The 25,584-nt window shown below is 41.4% G+C and carries 14 protein-coding genes; 7 read left to right on the top strand and 7 right to left on the bottom strand.

The window, feature by feature from the left end; all coding sequences use genetic code 11:
- The first annotated feature begins 216 nt into the window (after window positions 1–216).
- The gene (locus tag ACJAZP_RS12345; protein ID WP_415231048.1) at window positions 217–1,743 is read left to right on the top strand and encodes a DUF3360 family protein; all 1,527 of its coding nucleotides are present in this window, start codon (window positions 217–219) and stop codon (window positions 1,741–1,743) included.
- 80 nt (window positions 1,744–1,823) lie between these two features.
- Here the strand turns inward: ACJAZP_RS12345 and ACJAZP_RS12340 are convergent, their stop codons facing one another.
- On the bottom strand, window positions 1,824–2,324 hold the full coding sequence (locus tag ACJAZP_RS12340) for a glycine cleavage system protein R (protein ID WP_415231047.1): 501 nt from the start codon (window positions 2,322–2,324) through the stop codon (window positions 1,824–1,826).
- 781 nt (window positions 2,325–3,105) lie between these two features.
- Between ACJAZP_RS12340 and pflB the strand changes: the two genes are divergently transcribed.
- From pflB to rlmA, 3 genes are all read left to right on the top strand, one after another.
- Window positions 3,106–5,391 carry a formate C-acetyltransferase gene (gene pflB, locus ACJAZP_RS12335; RefSeq protein ID WP_415231046.1) on the top strand — a complete coding sequence of 762 codons (2,286 nt, stop codon included), beginning with the start codon at window positions 3,106–3,108 and terminating at the stop codon, window positions 5,389–5,391.
- Between the two features lie 162 nt (window positions 5,392–5,553).
- On the top strand, window positions 5,554–6,294 hold the full coding sequence (pflA, locus tag ACJAZP_RS12330) for a pyruvate formate lyase 1-activating protein (RefSeq protein ID WP_415231045.1): 741 nt from the start codon (window positions 5,554–5,556) through the stop codon (window positions 6,292–6,294).
- Window positions 6,295–6,577: 283 nt separating this feature from the next.
- Window positions 6,578–7,396 (top strand): 23S rRNA (guanine(745)-N(1))-methyltransferase, encoded by an 819-nt coding sequence (rlmA, locus tag ACJAZP_RS12325; RefSeq protein WP_415231044.1) that lies wholly within the window; start codon window positions 6,578–6,580, stop codon window positions 7,394–7,396.
- A gap of 78 nt (window positions 7,397–7,474) precedes the next feature.
- Here rlmA and yfbV read toward each other — a convergent pair whose 3' ends face one another.
- Window positions 7,475–7,924, bottom strand: a complete 450-nt coding sequence (gene yfbV, locus ACJAZP_RS12320; RefSeq protein ID WP_415231043.1) for a terminus macrodomain insulation protein YfbV — start codon at window positions 7,922–7,924, stop codon at window positions 7,475–7,477.
- A 413-nt stretch (window positions 7,925–8,337) separates the two neighbouring features.
- On the opposite strand from yfbV, the gene ACJAZP_RS12315 reads away from it, so the two are divergent.
- Together ACJAZP_RS12315 and pta are read left to right on the top strand one after the other, a co-directional pair.
- Window positions 8,338–9,540 carry an acetate kinase gene (locus ACJAZP_RS12315; RefSeq protein WP_415231042.1) on the top strand — a complete coding sequence of 401 codons (1,203 nt, stop codon included), beginning with the start codon at window positions 8,338–8,340 and terminating at the stop codon, window positions 9,538–9,540.
- Window positions 9,541–9,610: 70 nt separating this feature from the next.
- Window positions 9,611–11,773 carry a phosphate acetyltransferase gene (gene pta / locus ACJAZP_RS12310; protein WP_415231041.1) on the top strand — a complete coding sequence of 721 codons (2,163 nt, stop codon included), beginning with the start codon at window positions 9,611–9,613 and terminating at the stop codon, window positions 11,771–11,773.
- Window positions 11,774–11,862: 89 nt separating this feature from the next.
- On the opposite strand, the gene ACJAZP_RS12305 is transcribed toward pta, so the two are convergent.
- Both ACJAZP_RS12305 and ACJAZP_RS12300 read right to left on the bottom strand, forming a co-directional pair.
- Entirely contained in the window at window positions 11,863–12,801 is a 939-nt protein-coding gene (locus ACJAZP_RS12305; protein WP_415231040.1) for a class I SAM-dependent methyltransferase, read from the bottom strand.
- Complete coding sequence (locus ACJAZP_RS12300) at window positions 12,801–13,862, bottom strand: AI-2E family transporter (RefSeq protein WP_415231039.1); 1,062 nt, start codon at window positions 13,860–13,862, stop codon at window positions 12,801–12,803. The genes ACJAZP_RS12305 and ACJAZP_RS12300 overlap by 1 nt, the downstream gene beginning before the upstream one ends.
- A gap of 386 nt (window positions 13,863–14,248) precedes the next feature.
- Here ACJAZP_RS12300 and adhE point away from each other — a divergent pair, with 386 nt between their 5' ends.
- Window positions 14,249–16,894: a bifunctional acetaldehyde-CoA/alcohol dehydrogenase gene (gene adhE, locus ACJAZP_RS12295; protein WP_415231038.1), complete on the top strand. Its 2,646-nt coding sequence runs from the start codon at window positions 14,249–14,251 to the stop codon at window positions 16,892–16,894.
- A gap of 205 nt (window positions 16,895–17,099) precedes the next feature.
- Here the strand turns inward: adhE and cls are convergent, their stop codons facing one another.
- The 3 genes from cls to purL form a co-directional block, all read right to left on the bottom strand.
- Window positions 17,100–18,578 carry a cardiolipin synthase gene (cls, locus tag ACJAZP_RS12290; RefSeq protein ID WP_415231037.1) on the bottom strand — a complete coding sequence of 493 codons (1,479 nt, stop codon included), beginning with the start codon at window positions 18,576–18,578 and terminating at the stop codon, window positions 17,100–17,102.
- 99 nt (window positions 18,579–18,677) lie between these two features.
- The gene (locus ACJAZP_RS12285) at window positions 18,678–21,377 is read right to left on the bottom strand and encodes a diguanylate cyclase domain-containing protein (protein WP_415231036.1); all 2,700 of its coding nucleotides are present in this window, start codon (window positions 21,375–21,377) and stop codon (window positions 18,678–18,680) included.
- 147 nt (window positions 21,378–21,524) lie between these two features.
- Window positions 21,525–25,418, bottom strand: coding sequence for a phosphoribosylformylglycinamidine synthase (gene purL / locus ACJAZP_RS12280; RefSeq protein WP_415231035.1), 3,894 nt, complete (start codon window positions 25,416–25,418; stop codon window positions 21,525–21,527).
- Between the last annotated feature and the right edge of the window lie 166 nt (window positions 25,419–25,584).

The raw sequence follows: 25,584 nt of genomic DNA, 5'->3' as shown, positions 1-25,584 counted from the left end.
CATGGATCACACCAAGATCAAAAAAAATGACCGGTTTAATTTCAGAATTGTAACTATTCTGATCCAGATCAATCAGATTTAAAATGCTTTATATAAGCTACACAACACAATAAAACAGGCTACTTAGGCGCTTACATTTTTCTTGATTACTAACTAAACCTGCTAACCAGATTAATTTTTAACTAATACTTACTAAAGTAATGGAGCACCAACCAGATGTCGGAAGAAAACCAAAACGCGAGTTATCGCGAGTTACACAAGCCAGCAAGCGAGTTCGCAACGCGTTCTGACTATCTGGATCATGAGCTAAAAATCATGAAACCACGTCGTTACGCTCTGAACTTACCCGGACGTGATTTCAATTTTGAATGGGAAGATCTTGTTCCGGCTATCGCGGGTACAATCGGCATTATCGCCATGTATTCAGCTGTATCTGCATCTTGGGCAGAAGGACTAACCGCACGTTGGGCCCATATTACCCTCGGTTCAGAATTTGCCATCGAAATTGCACGGGTAGAAATGCTTATACCCGCATTACTTTTTTGTGTTCTTGCCTCTGGTTTTATTAACCCGCGCGCTAACCTTGCCGGTAACCATGGCCCAATGATCCCGTTAATTGGCGCAATTGCGCTAGCAGGGGCTCACCCGCTCGCACTGGCTATTTTGCTCGGTGTATTTGGTTTGATACTCAGTTACTTTAAAGGTGGATCGAAACTGGTGAACTTAACCAGTGACGGGGTTGCCGGTGGTTTATTGGTGTTTCTTGGTTTTGGCGGCACGCTGTCCATGATCAGCAGTGTGCAATCATGGGGTAAAGGCCTTGAATCCGTCGAGCACGGTGTTGCTGCAGGCAGCATGGGATATGTCGGCCTGGTCGTTTTGGCCTCCACGGTGGTTCTTTATGCCTACCTGGCCAAGATTAATAAACGCTGGTTAGCAATTCCGGCCTGTGCTATCACAGGCCTTGTGGTGGCGCTTGTTTGTGGCGCCGGATTTGATATTACCTTCCAAACAGAAATGGGCTTACCTAACTTAAACCCAGTTTACTGGTGGGGTAGTACAACTGAAGGTTGGATGCTTGGTCTGCCTAACTTAGAGCACTTTATTGCTTCATTACCCTTTGCTATTTTAGCGGTTGCGATGTGGTCTCCGGATTTCTTAGGACACCGTATTTTCCAAGAGCTGAACTATCCCAAAGGGACTGAAAAAGTACTGATGGACGTGGACGATACAATGACCATGTGTTCTATCCGTCAAATTGTCGGCACAGCAGTGGGTGGTGGTAATATCACCTCAAGCTGGGGCACCTATATGATTCCGGCAGCTATCGCAAAACGTCCGATTCCCGGTGGCTCAATTATTCTTGGTGTATTGGTCATGATTATCGCTATTTTGGGTTTCCCAATGGATGTTGCAGTATGGCCTCCAGTGATGAAAATTGCCTTGCTGGTTGGCGTATTTTTACCATTGCTTGAAGCCGGTATGCAGATGATTAAAGACACCAAAGACACTCAGTCCGCAGGTATCTGCATCTTTGCAGCAGCGGTTGCTAATCCCGTATTAGCCTGGGCGCTGACCATGTTTTTAGATAACAACGGATTAATCGGTGATAAAGAACGCGCCAAAAAATTATCTTTTATGGACAAGATAGTTATTCCGGGTACCGTCTTTGTTGTTTGTTTAGCGGCAATGCTTGCAGTCGGTATGCTTGAAGGGAAATTCGGTATTCCTGCACTGCTTTAAAGCCAAGCAAGTGAAATAATAAAAAGGCGACTATTTTCCAATAGTCGCCTTTTTTGCTTTGCAGATAGAGTTTGAATTGCTTAAGCGTGTAGATTAATCACTAAATCTTTGGAGATGGTCTGCAGGGATTTAATCAGTTCCGCTTTATCAAAATCGTCTCCGGCTGATATTTTAAATTCACTGGTAAAAACGATACCGCCAATATCAGCCCCGCCAATACGATGGCATTCCAGACTCTCAATTTTAATATCGTTTTCGCCTAATACTTCAGAGATATCATTAACTAATCCAAAACGATCTTTAGCATCAACATTCAAAATAAAATGTTTTGATTTATCCTGTGAATGTAAATCTAATTTTGCCGTTTCAACATGAATATGCAGGGCTTTAAATTGCTCAATTAGTTTATCCACATTGTTCGATGCAATTTCAATTTTTATCAAACCGGCAAAATAATTATCAATATGACTGATTTTACTGTTAAGCCATTTACCGCCTAGTTCATGGGTTTTTTCCGACAGCACCTTAATTAAATGAGCTTGCTCGGCTCCGTGTACTATTACCATAATTTGAATATTCATAAACACCTCCCCCCGTTGGAAAAAACATTAAGATTAAAACTATAATTCATTGTTAATAAAGACACTTTTATATTTTTATTATCACCGTATATAAATTATAAACCATAGCATTAATAAGGTTTGTTTTACTTTCAATTAAATCTTGTCGAATGTAATTAATTGATTATTCGGAAAAAACATTAGAATACAGACTCAGATCACGCCGAAAAGAAATAAAACTACAAAACAACTTCATTAATGACTGGAAAAATTTAATTGGTAAAATACTGTAATAAAATTACAACTTTTTTTTGTAAATTGATCTAAATCAGTTTCACTAAAGTGAGCATTTGTTAGACTCATCCAATAGGTAGTCGATAGCATATTATTTTTAAAGAAGGGCAAGCAACGAAAATTACTCAATCGTTATTGTTTAGAGTAAAAAACGTTAAAAGGCTAATCAATAAAATAAATATTATCTTATAAAAATCCTGATTCTTTTACGACAAGATATCCTATTGGTATCTTTAGATTTGCAGCATCATTTTGGCACTATTTTTATATTAAAACTGAGATATTGTCCCAGATTATGTAATATTTGAATTTTGAATGAAAATTGAATACAAGCAGGTTAATTAGCCCTACGTGTTTTTATCAAAATTTAAACTACGTGACCATTCATTCCGCTTAAGCGGAACGTAATAGTTATTTTGATCCGTGGCATGCACTATTTTACCTAGCGCAAAACAACAATTTTATAAACACATTTAATCTTAAACTCTAACTATAATGGAGAATCTTAATGACTAAGCTTAATGAAGAATTTGCATCGGCATGGCAAGGTTTTGCTGGTGACGTTTGGAAAACTGAAGTTAACGTTCGTGACTTCATCCAAAAAAACTACACACCTTTTGATGGTGATGAAAGTTTCCTAGCAGGTCCAACTCAAGCAACAGACAAGCTTTGGGCGAAAGTAATGGAAGGCATCAAACTGGAAAACAGCACTCATGCTCCAGTTGATTTCGATACTGATGTTGTTTCAACAATCACAGCTCATGATGCGGGTTACATCAACAAAGACTTAGAAACTATTGTTGGTCTGCAAACTGATGCGCCTTTAAAACGTGCGATTATCCCTAACGGCGGTATTCGTATGATCGAAGGTTCTTGTAAAGTTTATGGTAAAGAGCTCGATCCTACTATCGATAAAATTTACTCTGAATTCCGTAAAACACATAACCAAGGTGTTTTTGATGTTTACACGGGTGACATTTTAAAATGTCGTAAATCAGGTATCTTAACCGGTTTGCCAGATGCTTACGGCCGTGGTCGTATCATCGGTGATTACCGTCGTGTTGCGCTGTACGGAATTGATTTCCTAATGGCCGACAAAGCTAAGCAGCATAAAAGCTTAGAAACAGATTTACTTGCCGGAACAACACTTGAAGATACACTTAAATTACGTGAAGAAATCTTTGAGCAATTTCGTGCACTAGCGCAAATCAAAGAAATGGCGGCTAAATACGGCTCAGATATTTCTCATCCTGCACAAAACGCTAAAGAAGCCATTCAGTGGACTTACTTTGGTTACTTAGCTGCAATCAAATCTCAAAATGGCGCGGCAATGTCATTTGGTCGTACCATGAGTTTCCTTGATATCTATATCGAAAAAGATATGCAAGCAGGTAAACTTAATGAGACTGAAGCACAAGAGCTTATCGATCACCTGATCATGAAGTTACGTATGGTACGTTTCCTACGTACACCTGAATATGATGATCTGTTCTCTGGTGACCCAATCTGGGCAACAGAATCAATCGGTGGTATGGGTGTTGACGGACGTACGCTTGTTACTAAAAGTAGCTTCCGTATCCTGCATACGCAATACACTATGGGTCCTTCTCCAGAGCCAAATATTACTGTTTTATGGTCTGAAGGATTACCTCTTAACTTCAAAAAATACTGTGCGAAAGTATCTATCGATACTTCATCTATCCAGTATGAAAATGATGATCTAATGCGTAGCGATTTCAATAGCGATGATTACGCTATCGCTTGTTGTGTATCACCAATGATTGTCGGTAAACAAATGCAATTCTTTGGTGCTCGTGCCAACCTTGCTAAAACGTTGCTTTACGCTATCAACGGCGGCGTAGATGAAAAATCTAAAGTGCAAGTTGGCCCTAAAAAATTGCCAGCAATCACTTCTGAAATTTTAGATTACGATGAAGTTTTCGCTAACCTTGATCACTTTATGGACTGGTTGGCTGAAACATACGTCACTGCACTTAACTGTATTCATTATATGCATGACAAATACAGCTATGAAGCATCGTTAATGGCACTGCATGATCGTGATGTTGAACGTACTATGGCTTGTGGTATTGCCGGTCTTTCAATTGCAGCAGATTCACTTTCTGCTATTAAATTCGCAACAGTTAAACCTATTCGTGATGAAGACGGTATTGCAACTGACTTTGATATCGAAGGTGATTACCCTAAATTTGGTAACAATGACCCTCGTGTAGATGATATGGCTTGTGATCTTGTTGAACGTTTTATGAAGAAAATTCAATCTCATAAAATGTACCGTGGTGCTCGTGCAACACAGTCTATCCTTACTATTACTTCTAACGTGGTATACGGTAAGAAAACCGGTAATACACCTGACGGACGTCGTGCTGGCATGCCGTTTGCTCCTGGTGCTAACCCAATGCACGGACGTGATGAAAAAGGTGCGGTTGCATCATTAACATCTGTTTCTAAACTACCTTTTGCCTACGCACAGGACGGTATTTCATATACTTTCTCTATCGTACCAAACGCATTGGGTAAAACTGATGATTCGCAAAAAACCAACCTAGCGGGTCTGATGGACGGTTACTTTAAGCACACCCCTGAAATTGAAGGTGGTCAGCACTTAAACGTAAACGTAATGAACCGTGAAATGTTAGTAGATGCGATGGCAAATCCTGAAAAATATCCTCAGTTGACTATTCGTGTTTCTGGTTACGCAGTGCGTTTTAACTCGCTAACTAAAGAACAGCAAAACGATGTTATCTCACGTACCTTTACAGCTAACATGTAAAAAAAAGAGATAAACAGGTTAACTTTTTTATTAGCCTGTTATAATCAAAAAAGGTTTCATTCTTCGGAGTGAAACCTTTCTTTTTATCTATCATAAAATGTTTATTTGATTTGTTTTTTGCGTAAGACGTAAATCAAATAATCTATTTTCAAGGGGCTTTTAATGTCAGCAACTGGACGCGTTCATTCTATTGAGACCTGTGGCACCGTAGATGGGCCGGGAATCCGTTTTATTATATTTTTACAGGGCTGTTTAATGCGTTGTAAATACTGCCATAATCGCGATACGTGGGATACCGAAGGTGGCAAAATAACGAGTGTTGATGAATTAATGGCCGAGCTGGTGCAATACCGCGCTTATATGGAGGCATCGGGTGGTGGTATTACCATTTCCGGTGGCGAGGCGATGCTGCAACCGGAATTTGTGAAAGCCATTTTTAACGCCTGCAGAATGGAAGGGATTCATACCTGTTTAGATACCAATGGTTTTGTTCGTCGAATCGATGACACGGTTAAAAGCGTGCTCGATGTAACTGATCTGGTGTTATTGGATATCAAACAGATGGACAATGAAAAACATATTGATTTAACCCACGTAAGTAATAAATACACGCTTGAATTTGCTCAATTTTTAGCCGATCGGAATCAGCCTGTTTATTTGCGTTATGTGGTTTTACCCACTTATACCGATGCTGAAAAAGATGTACATGCACTGGGTAAATTTATAGAGCCGATGAAAAACATCGAAAAGGTAGAACTGTTACCCTACCATGAATTAGGCAAGCATAAATGGACCGCAATGGGTGAAATCTATCCGCTCGACGGCATCAGCCCGCCAACCCATGAGAGCATGGAAAAAACCAAAGAGATTCTTTTACAATACCATAACTGCGTGATCTACTGATTAACAGACAAAGCAGACAAATTTTTCGCTTGCTTGAACAATCGACACACCAACTCATAAGAGTATGGTAAAAAAAGAGAGCCTTTTACAATACCATGACTGCGTTTTCTACTGAATAACAAACAAAGCAGGTAAATATTTCGCCAGCCTGAACAGTCGACACGCCAACTCATAAGAGCATGGAAAAAACCAAAGAGATTCTTTTACAATACCATAACTGCGTGATCTACTGATTAACAGACAAAGCAGGCAAATATTTAGCCTGCTTGAATAGGGCCCCATAATGACTCCTTTTATTTGCCCGCTTTGCCAAACTAAACTGCAACGCATCCATAACACTCAAATCTGCGCCAACAACCACCATTTTGATATTGCCAAGGAAGGTTATCTAAACCTCCTGCCGGTGAATGCTAAAAACTCAAAGAATCCGGGTGATAATAAAGAGATGATCAGCGCACGCCGTGCTTTTTTAAACAGCGACGGCTATTTGCCATTAGCGGAAAAAGTCAGTGAGTTAGTGAATGAATACTTAGCAGACTACGATCAGGCTGAAATTCTTGATTTAGGTTGCGGCGAAGGTTATTACACGGCATCTCTGGCCGCACGACTGCCGGAGCAGTTTATGATTAACGGCTTGGATATTTCCAAAGTGGCAATACGTTATGCGGCTAAGCGCTATAAAAACATCAACTTTTGTGTCGCCAGCGCCTACGATGTTCCGCTGGCGGATAATAGCCTGGATGCCTTAATTCGAATCTACGCACCGTCACTCGAAAGTGAATTACAGCGATTAATAAAATCCAATGGTTATCTGCTAACAGTAACCCCTGCCCCGCGCCATCTGTTTCAACTGCGAGAAAAAATCTACCTGCAGGTCAATGAACATGCCGAGGACAATTCAGCCCCTTGCGGATTTAATAAAATTAAGCAGGTAAATCTTAACTATCTCCTCAACATTGACTCACCGGCTATACTGCAAAATTTAATTAATATGACGCCTTTTGCCTGGAAGTTTAATGAGCAAAAAATGCTGGATTTATTAGCAGAGAAGCACTGGGAAATTGAATGTGATTTTAATATTGAGGTTTATCAGAAAGAGTAACATAACCAGAGGGACAAGCTGCGAAAGTCGCAGCTACCGACTTTCAACTATCAACTATCAACTATCAACTCGTAATGCTTAAATCAGCTCGTGGTTCTGTAAAAAATCATCACCACCCAGTTTAAAAGCTTGCTGCAATAATTTTGCAAGATCCAAATAGCAAGGATGTTGAATCATCGCCTGCTCCGCTTTATTTTTTACACTCAATTTGTTTTTGATAGCCATAAACCAGGGTAATAATTTCTGTGGTAAAAGCTGCTGCGAACGTTTACCTAACCAATAAAAACCTTGAATCGGCAGCCCTAATAAAAATAACGAAAATGTCACGCTGACTAAAGGATTAAACAAAGCGGGAAACGTCACCGTTAAACCTAAGCTCAGAGCAATAAAAGCCGGGGTTATTTTAATTGACAGGCGAGTATAGAGAGCAATTTTGCTGTCAACAAACAAGCAATTTAGTGCACTTTGCTTTGGCCAAATCTTGAGGTAACGGCCGCCCTCTCGAATAACATCAAAAAATGAATACAAAAAAACCTCAACTTAATTAGTATAAAAAAGTGGTTAATGGACATTAGCAAGATTAAACACAAGCATCAACATAACAGGCAACATAAATACAATACAATAGCAATACAAACGAAATGAGATAATAATACAACAAAAATACAACTGAAGTAAAAAAAACAAAAAAACCACAACTAATTTATAATACAATAATATAATAATATGTAATTATACTAGTGTGGTTAATGTTGATTTAAATCATTTTCTGGCCCGATACTTCATTGTCATTTAATAACAATGGAGTAGACTTTATACACAATTCCGTGAGCTAAATCACCAATAAATAGACCTTTATTGGTGATTAAGCACACCATGAAGCGCATTAGTGTTGATCGACTGGAATGCTGATTTTTCAAACTTTACTTATTGGATTTTTCATGAATAACAAACTGGTACTTGTCCTTAACTGTGGTAGTTCATCTCTTAAATTCGCCGTTATTAATGCCGATAATGGTGATGAGATAATTAGCGGTCTTGCCGAATGCTTTAATCTTCCTGATGCACGTATCAAGTGGAAAATTGCAGGGAATAAAAAATCCACCAATCTTCCCTCTCATAGCGCGCACTCAGCAGCAATATCCTACATTGTTGAACAGATCATCAAAAAAGAGGACGGGTTAGCTGAGCAGTTTGTAGCAGTTGGACACCGCATTGTTCATGGTGGTGAAAAATTCACTCAGTCCGTGGTTATTAATGATGCAGTACTGGAGGGAATTGAAGAATGTTCATCCCTCGCGCCGCTGCATAATCCCGCACACGTTTTAGGTATTAAAGCCGCACAATCCGCCTTTCCGGCACTCACCCAAGTTGCCGTATTTGATACCGCATTCCATCAAACAATGCCTGCTAAAGCATTTATGTATGCTCTGCCATATAACCTCTATAAAGAAGCGCATGTTCGTCGTTACGGAATGCACGGTACGAGTCACCTGTTTGTCACCGATGAAGCGGCAAAAGCATTAAACAAAGCGGTTTCTGACACTAATATTATTTCTGCACATTTGGGTAACGGCGCTTCTGTGGCGGCCGTTAAAAATGGTCAATGTGTTGATACCAGTATGGGTATGACACCACTTGCAGGATTGGTAATGGGGACGCGTTGTGGTGATATTGATCCAAGCATTATCGAATACCTGGTAACACGTCAAGGTTACAGTCTGGAAGGTGTCATGGATATGCTCCAAAAACAGAGCGGTCTTTTAGGTATTTCCGGTATTTCTAGTGATTTCCGCAATATTCTCGAAGAGAATGAAAAAGGTAACAAAAGAGCAACGCTGGCAATGGAGATGTTTAGCTACCGTTTAGCGAAATATATCGCCTCTTATGCTGTACCACTCGGTCGTATTGATGCCATCGTCTTTACCGGTGGTATCGGTGAAAACTCTCACCTGATAAGAACCCAAGTGTTATCATTATTATCTATTTTCGGTTATCAGGTTGATCCCGAAAAGAATGAAGCAGCCATTCTGGGTAAGCAAGGTATCATTACCGCTGATGGTTCTCCGATTGCAATGGTCATTCCGACAAATGAAGAGTGGGTTATTGCACAGGATTCTGTAAAATTAGCCTCAAATCAATAATTATTAATATCGACAGGGGAGAAATACTCCTCTGTTTTTTATCTAACTTCTATCTCTACAAGGAATATTCATGCCCCGCACAATTATGCTCATTCCCATCGGCTCGGGTGTCGGTGTTACTTCCGTCAGTCTTGGAATGGTCCGCGCACTAGAACGCCAAGGTGTTGCTGTAAACTTTTTCAAACCTATTGCACAACCACGTTCTGGCGATACAGGTCCAGAACGCTCTACGGCAACACTGCGTAATGCTTCCGCTTTGAATCCGCCTGAACCCTTTGCAATGAAATACGCAGAAAACCTCATCTCTTCCGGCAAAACATCTGATTTATTAGAAAATATCGTTGAACGTTTTCGCCAGGGCACCAAAGAAAGTGATGTGATCATTGTTGAAGGTCTTGTGCCAACGGATAAGCATCAGTTTGCTAATGAAATAAACCACAGCATTGCCAAAGCATTAGGCGCAGAGATGGTCTTTGTGACTCATCCTAGTACTGATTCGTCACAGCAGTTAAAAGAACGTATCGAAATTGCGGTCTCTTCTTTTGGCGGTAAACACAATAAAAATATTGCCGGCTGCATTATCAATAAAGTGGGCGCACCGATCGATGAAAGTGAGCAGTACCGTCCAGATTTGACTGAAATGTTTGAGGGTGCTCACGACTCGGCCAACAGTAATCTTGAAGTATTGCAAATGTTCAGTAAAAGTCCGTTGCCAATTTTGGGATGTATCCCTTGGAGTTCGGAGCTGATTGCACCCCGCGTAATAGATCTTGCTACCCATTTGCATGCGAAAATATTAAACAAAGGTGATCTCAATAACCGTCGTTTACAACGTGTCACATTCTGCGCACGCTCTATTCCTAATATGCTTGAACATTTCAAAGCCGGATCAATGCTGGTCACCTCTGGTGATCGCAGTGATGTGATTATCGCCGCATGTCTTGCGGTAATGAATGGTATGAAAATTGGTTGTTTATTACTGACCGGTGATTACACCCCCGAAGCTGAAGTCATGAAGTTATGTGCTCGGGCAATGGAATCCGGTTTACCGATTCTCTTGATCAACAGCAACACCTGGCAGACCGCTCAGCGTCTGCAAAACTTCAATATGGAAATTCCAGTTGATGATATAGAGCGAATTGAAAAGGTCCAGGAATACATTGCCGGCCATGTGGACAAACACTGGTTAAAAACATTAACCGGAAATTCATCTTTATCCCGTCGTTTATCACCACCGGCATTCCGTTACCATTTAACTGAACTTGCACGTAAAAATAGCCAGCGGATTGTGCTGCCTGAAGGTGAAGAGCCGCGTACTATTCAAGCGGCCCTTATCTGTGCACAACGTGGTATTGCAAAACCCGTTCTATTGGGTAATCCGGAAGAGATTCGCCGTATTGCAACACAACAGGGCATAGTTTTAACCGATGATGTTGAAATCATCAATCCCGCTGATGTTATTGAAGATTACGTTGCTCCTATGGTAGAGCTGCGCAAAGCAAAAGGACTGACCGCAGTTGTTGCCCGTGAACAATTGCAAGATACGGTTGTTTTAGGCACGATGATGTTAGCCGAGGGTGAGGTATCAGGACTTGTCTCGGGTGCTGTTCACACTACAGCGAACACCATTCGCCCTGCGCTGCAGTTGATTAAAACAGCGCCCGGCGCAAACTTGGTTTCTTCTATCTTCTTTATGCTCTTGCCTGAGCAAGTATTAGTCTACGGTGACTGTGCAATCAACCCGGATCCAACGGCTGAACAACTTGCTGATATCGCTATTCAATCTGCAGATTCAGCAATCGCCTTTGGTATTGATCCTAAAGTTGCAATGATCAGTTACTCAACGGGTACTTCAGGCGTCGGCTCCGATGTAGATAAAGTGCGCGAAGCAACCAAGATCGCGCAACAACGTCGCCCGGATCTTCTTATTGATGGTCCGCTTCAATATGATGCGGCAGTAATGGAAAACGTTGCCAAAAGCAAAGCACCAGACAGCCCGGTTGCCGGTAAAGCAACGGTCTTCATCTTCCCGGATTTGAATACCGGTAATACGACTTATAAAGCCGTACAACGAAGTGCCGAGCTAATCAGTATTGGTCCAATGCTGCAGGGTATGCGTAAACCTGTTAATGATTTATCACGTGGCGCATTGGTTGATGATATTGTTTACACTATCGCGTTAACCGCTATTCAGGCAACCCAAGCCATGGATAAAGCAGCTGCTAAAATTTAACTCTGCACAGAGTTATCAACAGACGTAAAAAAGCCCCGATTTGGTTTACAAATCGGGGCTTTTTTTATCCAAAAATTTTCAATTCAAAACTAATCCCACCCATTAGGCTGCCTGTTCAGGCGCACCAACAAACATTTCAAACCACGCTCGGGTTCAATATTGATGAACATTTCAGGCGGGGATATTTGCGCAAAAATAACCGCTTGAGGACATTCTTCGGCAATAATTTCCCTTAAAAACAGCAAATCTAAATCGGGGGAATTTAAACATAAAAGAGCAACCCCATCAGCACTTAATAAATCCGGTAAACGACGAATAATTTTAGGATAATCGCGCTTAATATTAACACTGCCCTTTTGTAATGACGGCGGATCTGCAATGACAATATCATAGGGTCCAAAGCGTTTCACTTTCCCCCAGGATTTAAAAAGATCGTGGGCAAGGTACTTAACCCGGCTTAGGTCATGACCATTTAATCTATGGTTATCACGTCCGACCGCAAGCGCTGCTTTGCTCATATCTAAATTGATAACACGCTCGGCGCCTCCGGCAATAGCGGCGTTCGAAAAAGCGCAGGTATAAGAAAACAGATTTAAAACAGATTTATTCAGGCTGTTCTTTTGTAACCACTGGCGGCCATTTTTCATGTCTAAAAAAATGCCGTAATTTTGGTTACTGCCTAAATTTATTTTATACTTAAGCGCGTTTTCACGGGCAATTAAATCGGTAACAGGCTGGCCATATAAAATCTCAGTCGGCGCAAAATCCCGGCAGCGGAACTGCACTTGAATGCTCTCAACCGTAAAACCTATTTCAGTCATTTTTTGCAGTAACTGCCCGCTCAGTAGTTGTAACTCTTGTGCTGTCACTTCTTTATATAAAATGATTAGGATCACCGGTGAGAACCAGTCGATATTGATATGGGTACACTCTGCAAAGTGGAACCCACGACCGTGTAATAACCGCTGCATCTCATTTTCTGGTTGGCGGGCAACATCCTGCCAATTAATAAGTTCTATTATTTTCATTATTGAGTATCTTGTTGTTTGCTTGCTTCAAAATCGTCTATTTCTTCATCGGAGCTTAATAAAATAGCAAACCAACGTCCCTCTTCACTATTTTCTAATGCTATTTTAAAAATCATGGTCAAAGGCACAGATAATAACATGCCTACCATCCCTAATAACCATCCCCAAAATATTAATGACAAAAAAACCACCAGGGTAGAAAGCCCCAGACTGCGGCCCATAAACTTAGGCTCAATGATATTCCCCATGAGCATGTTTACACCGGCAAATAAAGCAATCACCGCGGCCGAATAACCTATACCAAGTTGTAAAAAAGTTAAAATAACCGCCGGCACCGCCGCAATAATAGAGCCTATATTGGGTATATAGTTTAATAAGAAAGCCAGTAAAGCCCATAACACGTAAAAATCAACCCCCATCAGCCATAAAGCAAAACCGATCATTAAACCTGTCATTAAACTCATTATGGTTTTTATGGCCATATACTTATTAACTGACTTTAAAAAATGATCTAAGCGCTTTTCCGTTTTGACCGAGTCATCAAAGGCGATATGCAGTTTTTTGGCAAAACCATTGCCTTCCGAGAGCATAAATACCACGGTTAATAACAGCAGAAACACATTTCCCAAAACACTACTGAAACTACTTAAAGTGCTTGTCACCAGGGTCATTATTTTGGCAGGATCAAAGTATCCTCGCACCTCGGTCATAGAAATAACAATATGATACTCACCCATTTTATCAATTAACCATTGCAGTTCGACTGCAAATTGAGCTTCATAGGCGGGGATTGCCTCTCTAAAACCATTAACTGCAGAACCAATAACGCCCCCCAAACCAAAAAACATGGCAAAAATAAAGAAAATGACACAGGCGATAGCAACACCGCGAGGAATGCGACGTGCCGATAAAAAATCAATGGCAGGATTGCAAATAATAGCAACAAACAGTGCCAGTAAAAAAGGAACAACAATGGGCGCCGCGACTTTAACACCGGCAAGTGAGATAACAATCGCAGAAAAAAATATTGCACTGCGCGCAAAGGGGGAGGCATTGGCCATACTATCTCTTTATTCTAATTTAAGTTAAAGTGGTAGCTTATTACCGCTTGCTATCACAAGCAAAGACTTTCCTACTTATAACCCGACAAAAAGGAGAATAAAGTTTTCATCACCCTTTTAATTGCGGCTTGTAAAAAAAGGTATTTAGTACTATAAAATATCAAGCTTTCACCTGCTGCATAATAGCGTGAGAAAAATCACACTTTTAATATCCCGATAAATCGTTTTTTTCTGATCTTGATCAAGGTTCTTCATGAATAGGTTTCTATAATCGGACATAGATTATTAAAAAGAGTTTTTTACTAAACAAGTATTCGCCATCGCGAGTGACATTTTATTAAAACATTTTTAAACTTTTAATCTTATAAATCTTCAGGAGAAATATTATGACAGTAAGCACTGTTGCTGAACTAGAAGCGCTGATTGCACGCGTTAAAGTAGCACAAGCGGAGTATTCAACCTTCTCACAGGAGAAGGTTGATGAAATCTTCCGTGTCGCAGCCCTTAAAGTATCAACACACCGTATCGAACTTGCTAAAATGGCTGTTAAAGAAACAGGCATGGGCATTATGGAAGACAAAGTAATTAAAAACCACTTTGCTTCTGAGTTCATTTACAACAGCTACGCACACACAAAAACTGTTGGTGAATTATCACGTAATGATTCTCTAAATACGGTTACACTTGCTGAGCCTATGGGCATCATCTGTGCAATTATCCCAACAACCAACCCAACATCAACGGCTATTTTTAAAACCTTAATGGCGCTTAAAACGGGTAATGGTTGTATTGTTGCACCGCATCCACGTGCTAAAGAATGTACAAACTACGCGGCTCAACTTGTTTTAGAAGCGGCAGTTTCTGCCGGCGCACCAAAAGATATTATCGGTTGGATTGATGTTCCATCAATTGAACTGACTAATGTTATTATGAAGCACGACGATACGGCCATCATTCTTGCGACCGGTGGTCCAGGCATGGTTAAAGCAGCATACTCTTCAGGTAACCCTGCAATCGGTGTTGGCGCGGGTAATACTCCGGTAGTTATTGATGAATCAGCTGATATCAAACGTGCTGTATCTTCAATCCTAATGTCAAAAACATTCGATAACGGTATGATTTGTGCTTCTGAGCAGGCAGTTATTGTTGTTGAATCAAAATATGAAGAATTTAAAGCACGCCTTGATGAATACGGGGCTTATATATTAAATAAAGCAGAAGCCGAAAAAGTGGCTAGCACTATGTTTATCAACGGTGCACTAAACGCTAAAATCGTAGGTCAATCAGCATATACTATTGCTAAACTTGCCGGCGTTAAAGTACCTACTTCAACTAAAATTCTTGTTGGTGAAGGTCCTGAAGTTGTCGTTGAAAACATGTTTGCACATGAAAAACTATCTCCAACTTTAGGTCTGTTTAAAGCGAAAAACTATGAAGATGCTGTTCGTCAAGCACATATTGTTCTTGATATAGGCGGTGTTGGTCACACAGCTGCACTATATACAGACCAAGATTCAAACTCTGACCGTATTGATAAGTTTGGTCTTGCAATGAAAGCATGTCGTATCGTTATTAACTCGCCAACATCGCACGGTGGTATCGGTGATATCTATAACTTCGGTTTTGCACCTTCAATGACCTTAGGTTGTGGTACGCACAGTGGTAATGCAGTTTCAGAAAACGTAGGCCCACAACATCTAATCAATACTAAAAAGATTGCGAAGAGAGCTGAAAATATGTTATGGCATAAACTACCAAAATCTATCTACTTCCGTCGTGGTTGTTTACCAATCGCACTAACTGATTTAGAAGACAAAAAACGTGCAATGATCGTAACAGACGGTTTCTTATTTGCTAACGGATATATTGACGAGTTACGTTCAATCCTTGAAGGCAAAGGCCTTATGGTTGAAATCTTCCATGAAGTGGAAGCGGACCCTACACTTGCAATCATCAAAAAAGGTGCTGCTGCCTGTAATGCATTTAACCCTGACGTTATTCTTGCTGTCGGTGGTGGTTCACCAATGGATGCAGCGAAAATCATGTGGGTTCTATACGAACATCCAGCAACTGATTTCGAAGACTTGGCAATGCGCTTTATGGATATCCGTAAACGTATCTACAAGTTCCCTAAAATGGGCGTTAAAGCTGAACTAGTTTGTATCACTACAACATCTGGTACAGGTTCTGAAGTAACACCATTTGCCGTTGTAACAGATGAAACGACTGGTAAAAAATACCCACTTGCAGATTATGAATTAACACCGACTATGGCGATTGTTGATGCTAACTTAGTAATGGATATGCCTAAGTCTCTTTGTGCATTCGGTGGTTACGATGCAGTAACACATGCGATGGAAGCTTACGTTTCAATTCTTGCTAACGAATACTCAGATGGTCAGGCACTACAAGCGCTTAAAATGCTTAAAGAGTACCTACCAAGTTCTTACAAAAACGGTAAAAACGATGCAGTTGCACGTGAAAAAGTTCACAATGCGGCAACTATTGCGGGTATCGCGTTTGCTCAGTCATTCCTTGGAGTGTGTCACTCAATGGCGCATAAAATCGGTAATGAATTCCATATTCCACATGGTTTAGCAAATGCATTATTAATGACCAATACTATTCGTTTTAATGCAACCAACAACCCGACTAAACAAGGTACTTTCTCACAATACGACCGTCCTAAAGCACGTGCTCGTTACGCAGAAGTTGCTGACCATTTAGGTTTCCGTGAAGGTAACACTGAAGCTAAAATTCAGGCGCTACTGACTTGGTTAGACGAGTTAAAAGTTGAATTGAATATTCCACTATCAATTCAAGCTGCGGGCGTTAACGAAGCTGACTTCCTAGCTGCAGTTGATGATCTTGCGGAACAAGCGTTTGATGACCAATGTACACCTGCAAACCCACGTTACCCGCTTGTATCTGAGCTTAAAGCAGTGCTTCTTGCTTCTTACTACGGTACAGATTACGTTGATGTAATGGATGCGCCTGAAGTTGAAGTGAAAGAAGAAAAAAAAGCTAAATAATTTATTTGCTTTAATCAATAAATAAAGACTAAAAAGCCTGCTTAATTGCAGGCTTTTTTATGTCTAATTTTTGAGATAGTAGCAAATCCAAAGATGTCGACTATCGACAGTAAGCTGCGAGCTTCTAGTTGTGAGCGGTGAGTTGAGGGCTGTCGGCTGCGAGCTGCGAGCTGTAAGCTGATAGCTGATAGCTGAAGACTGTGGGCTATAAAAGCGGGCTAAACAGGTACATGATACTTTCTAATAGGCGCTGCGGATAACTTCGTTTCTGCCAATTTTCTAACATTAAACGATCTGACGACAATAAATAACTTATTTGTAACTGCAATAATTCGCCTGCAAAAAAGTGATTGTCAACGAGCATGGTCATTTCAAAATTAAGCCAAAAACTACGTCTATCCAGATTAACAGTGCCTAATAAAGCAATGCTCTCATCGATAACAATACTTTTACTGTGCAGTAAACCGCCGTGGAATTTATATATTTTCACTCCAGCTACCAGCAGTTCCTGAAAAAAAGCCCGTGATGCATAATCAACCATAAAAGAATCATTTTTAGCCGGCAAAATCACTTTCACATCAACACCACGTAGCGCTGCTACTTTTAATGCTTCGTGCAAACTTTCATCGGGAACAAAATAGGGAGTGGTGAGTACCAAGCTAAATTTGGCCTCGTAAATAGCGATCAATAAAACTTGATAGATACTCGCTTCACCAAACTCAGGACCCGACGGAATAAGCTGCACATTTTGCTCCCCGGCGAGGACAAAACTGTCTTCATAAAGTTTATGAAAAGGTAATCTAACATTAGTTTCCAAATACCAATCCCAGACAAACAAACTTTTCATCAACTGCACGATAGGCCCCTCGCAGCGCACCATTAGATCGACCCATTGACCGACATTTTTCTCTTTCTTAAAGAAAGCGGGATCAACTAAGTTCATGCTGCCGGTATAAGCGACACGGTCATCGATACAAACTAATTTACGGTGTAAACGTAAATCTTGACGCTGAAAGAGCAGTCTAAAGGTCCCAACCGGTAAGGCTTCGCAGACTTCAACACCTGACTCTCTAAGTCGCAGGATATGTTTGGAGTTAAAAAAATCATGACTGCCAACGGAATCAAATAATAACTTGCAGCTCACTCCTCTGGACGCTGCGCGCATTAATGCATCGAAAACATCATTTGCCAATCCTCCCTCAGCGCAGATATAAAACATCAGATAACAGCTGTGCCTGGCTTGTTCAATACAATCAGCCAGTTCGGTTAAAATAGCGTCAGTAGAGGATAATAGGGTGAGTTTATTGCCCGCCATCATCGGCATCTGGCTATCAAATTCAACAAAATGTTTCATCGAGGTAACGGCCGTCGAGATTTGTTGATCAGATAAGCGATATTCCGTGACTTCGTCTGCGAGCCAGGTTCTAAATAATCCCGACATCTCAAGTCGGCGCTTCTGTCTTTTTTTCCCTAAATTAAGCTGACCAAAAATATAATAACTTACCATGCCCACCATCGGTAAGGCATAAATAAGAAATAACCATGCCAGTGAAACACCAATGGGTTTACGTTTAATAAGTACACTTAATGAGGTCAGTATAACCAGCGTTATATATATAAAAGCGCTTAGTCCGACATAGAGAGAGTTATCTGACCAGCTCGTTCCAAATAAAGAAGTGTCCATATGGCAAATTCTTGAAAGAAAAAATAACGTTAACTTAAAAAATAGCGCACTACAACTATCAATGGTTTATTACGAGAGAGTAGATTTCAAAAACAATGATTATTTATGTTTATTGCAACGCAGGAAAAAGGCGGCTTTAGAGGCGCTCATCGCTTTTTTCTGAGCAAGGTTTACTGTCTTTGAGTCGACACTCTGAAAGCTTGATAAATCCTGTTGTTCGGCATCTTCGAGAGCATCACTCAGCACACTAAGACCTAAGCTGCTGACTAAAATGTTAACGGATTTTAATTGTGCGTCGCTCTCTAAGGACACTAATCCATTTTTAATCAGTGGCTCTGGTATTTTTAAATTTTCAATGCCCAGGTGATTAATCAAATCAATAACATTTGAGGCTATACCAAAATTGGTAACGGTCAATGTGATGCCCATCTTATTAACATTCTTCAGATTCGACAGAATATCAATTGAAGCATCACGAAGAATTACCTTATCCACGAGTAATTCAAGCTGTCCGGCTGAACAACCCGTTTCTTTTAAAATCGTCTGCAACTCCGCAATAAAGCTAATTTGTGATAAATGTACGGGGAACAGATTAATGGCAATCCGGCCAAATTTAATCTCCGATTTTGTCCAGGAAACCGCTTGTAAGGCGGCTTTACGGATCATTTCCCAACCAATGGGCACTAACAAATTACGTTTTTCGGCAACGCTTAAAAAGCGCTCCGGCAGCAACATCCCACGCTTCGGGTGATGCCAACGCAGTAAAGCTTCCAGAGCAACTATTTGCCTTTTGTTAATGTCGTATTGCGGCTGGTAATACAAATCAAACTGCTTAGACAATAAGGCCTGTTTTAACTCTTTTTCTAATTCAAACTCTTTCTTCAAACCCAGATTCAAGCCAATAGTATAAAAATGGTATGCGGTGCTTTTGTCACTTTTACCACGCTTCATCGCTTTTTCCGCATTCAAAAACAGGGTGCCAACCTCAATGCCATCATCCGGGGAAAGGCTGATACCGATTTTCACGGTCAGATTTGTGTGCAGATTTTCGATGATAAACGCGCTGCTAAACTGATCTGCTATTTTATGGGCAACCGTAGCCGCATCATGCTCATTGGCTAATTCATCAATGATAATAATAAATTGGTCATTAGCAAAACGCCCCAGAGTCTCTTTTTCAGAAACACAGCTCCTTAGACGCTCAGCAACCTCTTTTAAAACCTGATCACCGGCATTATGACCATGGGTATCATTAATCCCTTTAAAATCATCAACATCAACTAAAATAACGGCTACTGCGCTGCGCTGATAATTAGCACTTGTTATGATATCCTCCAATCGGCTAAACAGGTTGATTCGATTACGTAATCCAGTTAACGGATCCTGTTTTGATAAAAATTTTATTTTTGGTTCAACATTTTCACTTTGCCTTAAATCAGTCCAGGCACAGATACGGCTGACGGCCTCGAGTTCTTGGTGTTCAACAATATAAATTTCGGCCCAGGCAAAATGAATTTCGCCATTTTTCACGTGGTAAGTAAGATCTCCCTGCCAACTCTTTGTGCTTAGGAGGGCTGTTGCGATATTCTCAAGTTGATTGGTTGCAAATATACTAACATGAGATTGCAGCAGTTCGTCTTTTGAGTAACCCGTCGTCTCGCAGCAGGCCCGATTAGCCGCAATAATATTACCCGTATTATCAGTGACAAACATATTCTCTTTGCCGTTTTCAAATGCCGTATCGCTGATTTTCAGGCGTTTCTGCATCTTTAGCTGTTCGCTCATATTCCGACCAACAGCAATCACTCCCTGTACATTGCCCTGTTTATCCCGCAGAGGCACCTTTTTGACTTCGAGAAATTGAAGTTCGCCATTGCAGTCCGTGGTAAACACTTCCTTTATATTAACCTGACTAGTTTTGATAATACGCTGGTCTTCCTCAATAGACTCCATCGCTTGCTTAAAAACAAAAAAAGCATAGGCGTTTTTACCCAAAATTTCCTTTTCCGAATAACCCACAAATTTCTCAAAGGCATTATTACAGCCTAATACGCGACTTTCGAGGTCTTTAATAAAGATCATATCCTGAAAAATATTTGCCGTTGTACGCAGCATGAGACGTTCTTTTTCTAATAAATATTTTGAATTATTAAGCTCTGTGATGTCAAAAATAAGACCGATTTGCATTTCACCGTTAGCGGCACACTCTTTATGCAAAAGAAAATCTCGCTGTTCACCCGAGATATTACCCCCTCGGCATTCCAGTAAGGCAGCTTGATGATCAATACACATTTGTCGATCTATTTTATCAATATCAATATCAAAGCTTGAAAAAGAGTCTGAAATATCAGTATATTTTTTCCCGGTAACCTGATCAGGCGTAAGGCCGAACAGCTTTGAAAAATGGCGATTACAAGCTAAATATTGGGCCTGTTTGTTTTTAAAATAGACAGGAATACTGAGAGACTCTAAGACGACTTGAACTTCATCAGTAAAAACATTTTCAACATCAATGGATAATGCGCTTCGTTTCAGCGCAACCTCGGTGTTCAGATAGGTTGTATTTAGTAGGGGGAAATCTGCTTTGATTTTATCTTTTAAATCTGCATTAAGGGGAAATTCTGATATAAGGTGGCTAAAACTATTTTCCGATAGCGTCAGGTAGAGCGGTTCTACATTCACTAGATGAAAAACATGATAGTTATCTGCTTTTTCAGCGCCAGCAATTGAGCTAAGCAATGCATCTACAAGGGGAGCGTTATCGCCTAGGTGCAATACATTTCTAATAGAATTAGACAAAAAAAAAACCCTTACACACAAAAAATTAATCACCATTAAATCAACAACTAAAATCTAATGCAAGTAAAAAGGGAGAACTTAAGTTCTCCCTTTGTTTTTTTGTACCATTAAGTTATTTTTTGTGCGCTTAAGCCAATTTTTGAACAGTTAAGTGAGTTGTTTGCGCGCATTTCTAAACATCCGCATCCATGGGCTGTCTTCACGCCACTCGTCCGGGTGCCAGGAGTTTGCTACCGTTCTAAATACTCGCTCAGGATGCGGCATCATAATAGTAACGCGCCCGTCTTTAGAGGTTAATCCGCTAATACCCTTTGGCGATCCATTCGGGTTAGCAGGATATTGCTCGGTCTGCTTACCGTAGTTATCAATAAAGCGTAAAGCGACTGAACCACTTGCTTCAATGGCATTCAAATGCGCCTGATCTCTGACTTCAACACGACCTTCTCCGTGTGACACAGCAATCGGCATGGTTGAACCCGCCATATCATTTAAAAACAATGAGTTGGTTTTTTGCACTTCAACCAGGCTGAAGCGAGCTTCAAAACGTTCCGAGTTATTACGCACAAAACGCGGCCATAAATCAGAACCCGGAATTAATTCGTTGAGGTTTGATAACATCTGACAACCGTTACAAACACCTAAGGTAAAGGAGTTCTGACGTTCAAAGAATGTCTGGAATTGATCCCGAGCCTGAGCATTAAATAAAATTGATTTAGCCCAGCCTTCACCCGCACCTAATACATCACCGTAGGAGAAACCACCACAAGCCACTAAACCGGCAAAGTCAGCAAGCTGCACATCACCCGATAAGATATCGCTCATATGCACATCTATTGCCGAGAAACCCGCGCGATTAAAAGCAGCAGCCATCTCCTGTTGTGAATTGACTCCCTGCTCGCGCAAAATAGCCATGCGCGGTAAAACACCGGTGGCAATATAGGGAGCTGCAACATCTTCGTTGATATCAAAGGTTAAGTTCGCGCTTAAACCAGGATCTTTATCATCTAATTTTTGCTCAAACTCCTGTAAAGCACACTCAGGATTATCACGTAACGCCTGCATTTTAAGGGTCGTTTCGGCCCAAATTCCGCGGAACTCAGAACGCGGAGCAACTAACACGTCATTACCATCACGAGTAAACTCAATTTGGTCGCTATTGTTAAGCTTACCGATGACCATTGAATTGGTCGCTAAACCATGTCCTGCAAGCGTATTTAAGACCGCTTCTTTATCTTCGGCACTGACCTGAATAACCGCGCCCAGCTCTTCACTGTAAAGCGCAGCAAAATCATCACTGCCAAGCTGATCCAGCTTAACCGTCACACCACAATGCCCGGCAAAGGCCATTTCGGTAATAGTCGCGAATAAACCGCCATCACTGCGGTCATGGTAAGCAAGCAGCTTACGCTCTGCCACTAAGGTCTGCAGCGCATTAAAGAATCCTCTGAGCTGCGCAGGATTATCCACATCAGGCGTAGTATCACCCAGCTGTTTATAAACCTGTGCCAGCGATGAGCCACCCAGACGATTTTGACCGTTACCTAAATCAACCAGAATAAGACAGCTATCCTCATGTTCAGTACGTAACTGCGGAGTGACCGTATTGCGAATATCTTTGACTGCACCAAAAGCGGTAATAATTAACGACAGCGGAGAGATAACTTCCCTATCCACATCATCTTCCTGCCAGCGGGTTTTCATCGACATTGAATCTTTACCCACTGGAATAGCCAATTCCAGCTCAGGACAAAGCTCTTCACCGACCGCTTTGACAGCGGCATATAAACCCGCATCTTCGCCGGGGTGACCCGTTGCCGACATCCAGTTGGCAGAAAGTTTAATACGTTTAAAATCACCGATATCAGAACAGGCGATATTGGTGATTGATTCTGCCACGGCTAAACGAGCGGAGGCTGCAAAGTTAAGCAGGGCAACGGGGGCACGTTCGCCAATCGCCATTGACTCACCAAAGTAAGTATCGTAACTGGCTGCGGTTACCGCACAGTCAGCTACCGGCACCTGCCAGGGTCCAACCATTTGGTCACGCGCCACTAAACCGGTCACACTGCGGTCGCCAATGGTGATTAAAAATGTTTTTTCGGCAATCGACGGTAAGCGCAACAGGCGCTCAGCCGCATCCTTGATACTTGCACCGGATAAATCCAGAGCTTTACCCTGAGCGTTTTGGGTGACCGCTTCACGATGCATTTTAGGTGCTTTACCTAATAATACTTCAAGGGGCATATCGATGGGATTGTTATCAAATTCTGAATCATGCAGAGTGAGCTGCATCTCTTCCGTGGCATCACCAATAATCGCATATTCAGCACGTTCACGCTGACAGATAGCCTCAAACACGGCGAGGTTTGCAGGTTTAACCGCCAGCACGTAACGTTCTTGAGATTCATTACACCAAATCTCATGGGGTGCCATACTTTTTTCATCATTAGCAATAGCACGTAAATTAAATTTACCACCACGACCGGCATCATTGACCAGTTCAGGCATGGCATTAGAAAGACCACCCGCACCCACATCGTGAATAAACTGGATTGGATTATCGTCACCCATCTGCCAGCAACGGTCGATAACTTCCTGACAACGACGTTCCATTTCCGGGTTTTCACGCTGCACTGAAGCAAAGTCCAGAGCTTCTGAAGAGGAGCCGGAATCCATTGAAGAAGCAGCTCCGCCGCCTAAACCAATGTTCATTGCCGGGCCGCCTAAAACGATTAATTTGGCGCCCACCGGCACCTCTTTTTTCTCCACATGGCTGCGGCGAATATTACCCAGACCGCCGGCTAACATAATAGGTTTGTGGTAGCCGCGAATTTCTAAGCCGTTATGGCTTTCGACCTGCTCTTCGTAGGTTCGGAAATAACCGAGAATATTAGGACGTCCAAATTCGTTATTAAACGCAGCACCACCCAGTGGCGCCTCTAGCATAATATCTAATGCTGAAACGATACGCGCCGGTTTGCCAAAATCTGTTTCCCAGGGTTGTTCAAATTCAGGAATACGCAGATTAGAAACAGAGAATCCCACTAAACCCGCTTTGGGTTTAGAGCCGATACCCGTTGCGCCCTCATCACGAATCTCACCGCCGGATCCTGTCGCAGCGCCAGGGAAAGGAGAAATGGCCGTTGGATGGTTATGGGTTTCAACTTTCATGAGAATATCGATATCTTCATGGTGATAGCCATATTCACGCTCATCAACACTGGGGAAGAAACGACCCGCTTTTTCTCCGGCCATCACAGCGGCATTATCTTTGTAGGCAGATAAGACAAAGTCAGGCATTTTTTCATGCGTATTACGGATCATTTTAAACAGCGATTTAGGCTGTTTTACGCCATCAATCGTCCAATCTGCATTAAATATTTTATGACGGCAATGCTCAGAGTTTGCCTGTGCAAACATCATTAATTCAATATCGTTAGGATTACGACCCAGTTTAATAAAATTTTCTACCAAATAGTCAATTTCATCATCGGCCAGTGCCAAGCCTAAGTTTTTATTGGCAACTTCAAGGGCAACGCGGCCACCGCCTAATACGTCAACACTGTTCATTTTGGCAGGAGATCCCTGCACAAAGAGTTTCTTGGCATCATCAAAGCAGGTCAGTACCACTTCCATCATACGGTCGTGTAATAAAGCAGATAAGGTTTTAACCTGTTCGGCCGTTAACACTAAGTTCGTTTCAATATAATAAGCAATACCGCGCTCTAAACGTGCCACCTTGGCGAGTCCGCAGTTATGGGCGATATTGGTTGCTTTTGAGGACCAGGGTGAAATGGTGCCCGGACGAGGCGTAACAAACAGTAAGGTACCTACCGGCTCATGCTCTGCAATTTTAGGCCCGTAAGTTAATAGTTTTTGTAGTACAACTAACTCTTGGTCATTTAAAGTCTCAGTTAAATCAGCTGCATGCATATATTCTGCATAGATATCTTTTACAGGCAGATTTAATGCTTCACAGTTTTTTAATAACTGATTAACACGAAATGTCGATAAGGCGGGAGCCCCACGCAAAATTTCCATAGGTAATTTCTCTCATAAGATAGATAAATGAACTTGGGTTACGCCAATCACGCAGAAAAAGTGTTACAGTTTAGGTCTCCTGCTTATAATAGAGTAACCTTCACATTCAAACCTGTTTGACATAATTGGTATTAAGAGCCGCATTATATGCAAAAAGCATTTTATA

This window comes from Psychromonas sp. (assembly GCF_047632955.1).
In the GTDB taxonomy this organism is placed as follows: Bacteria; Pseudomonadota; Gammaproteobacteria; order Enterobacterales; family Psychromonadaceae; genus Psychromonas.
The sequence above is the reverse complement of the archived record's forward strand: the minus strand, read 5'-3'. Positions and strand labels throughout refer to the sequence as shown.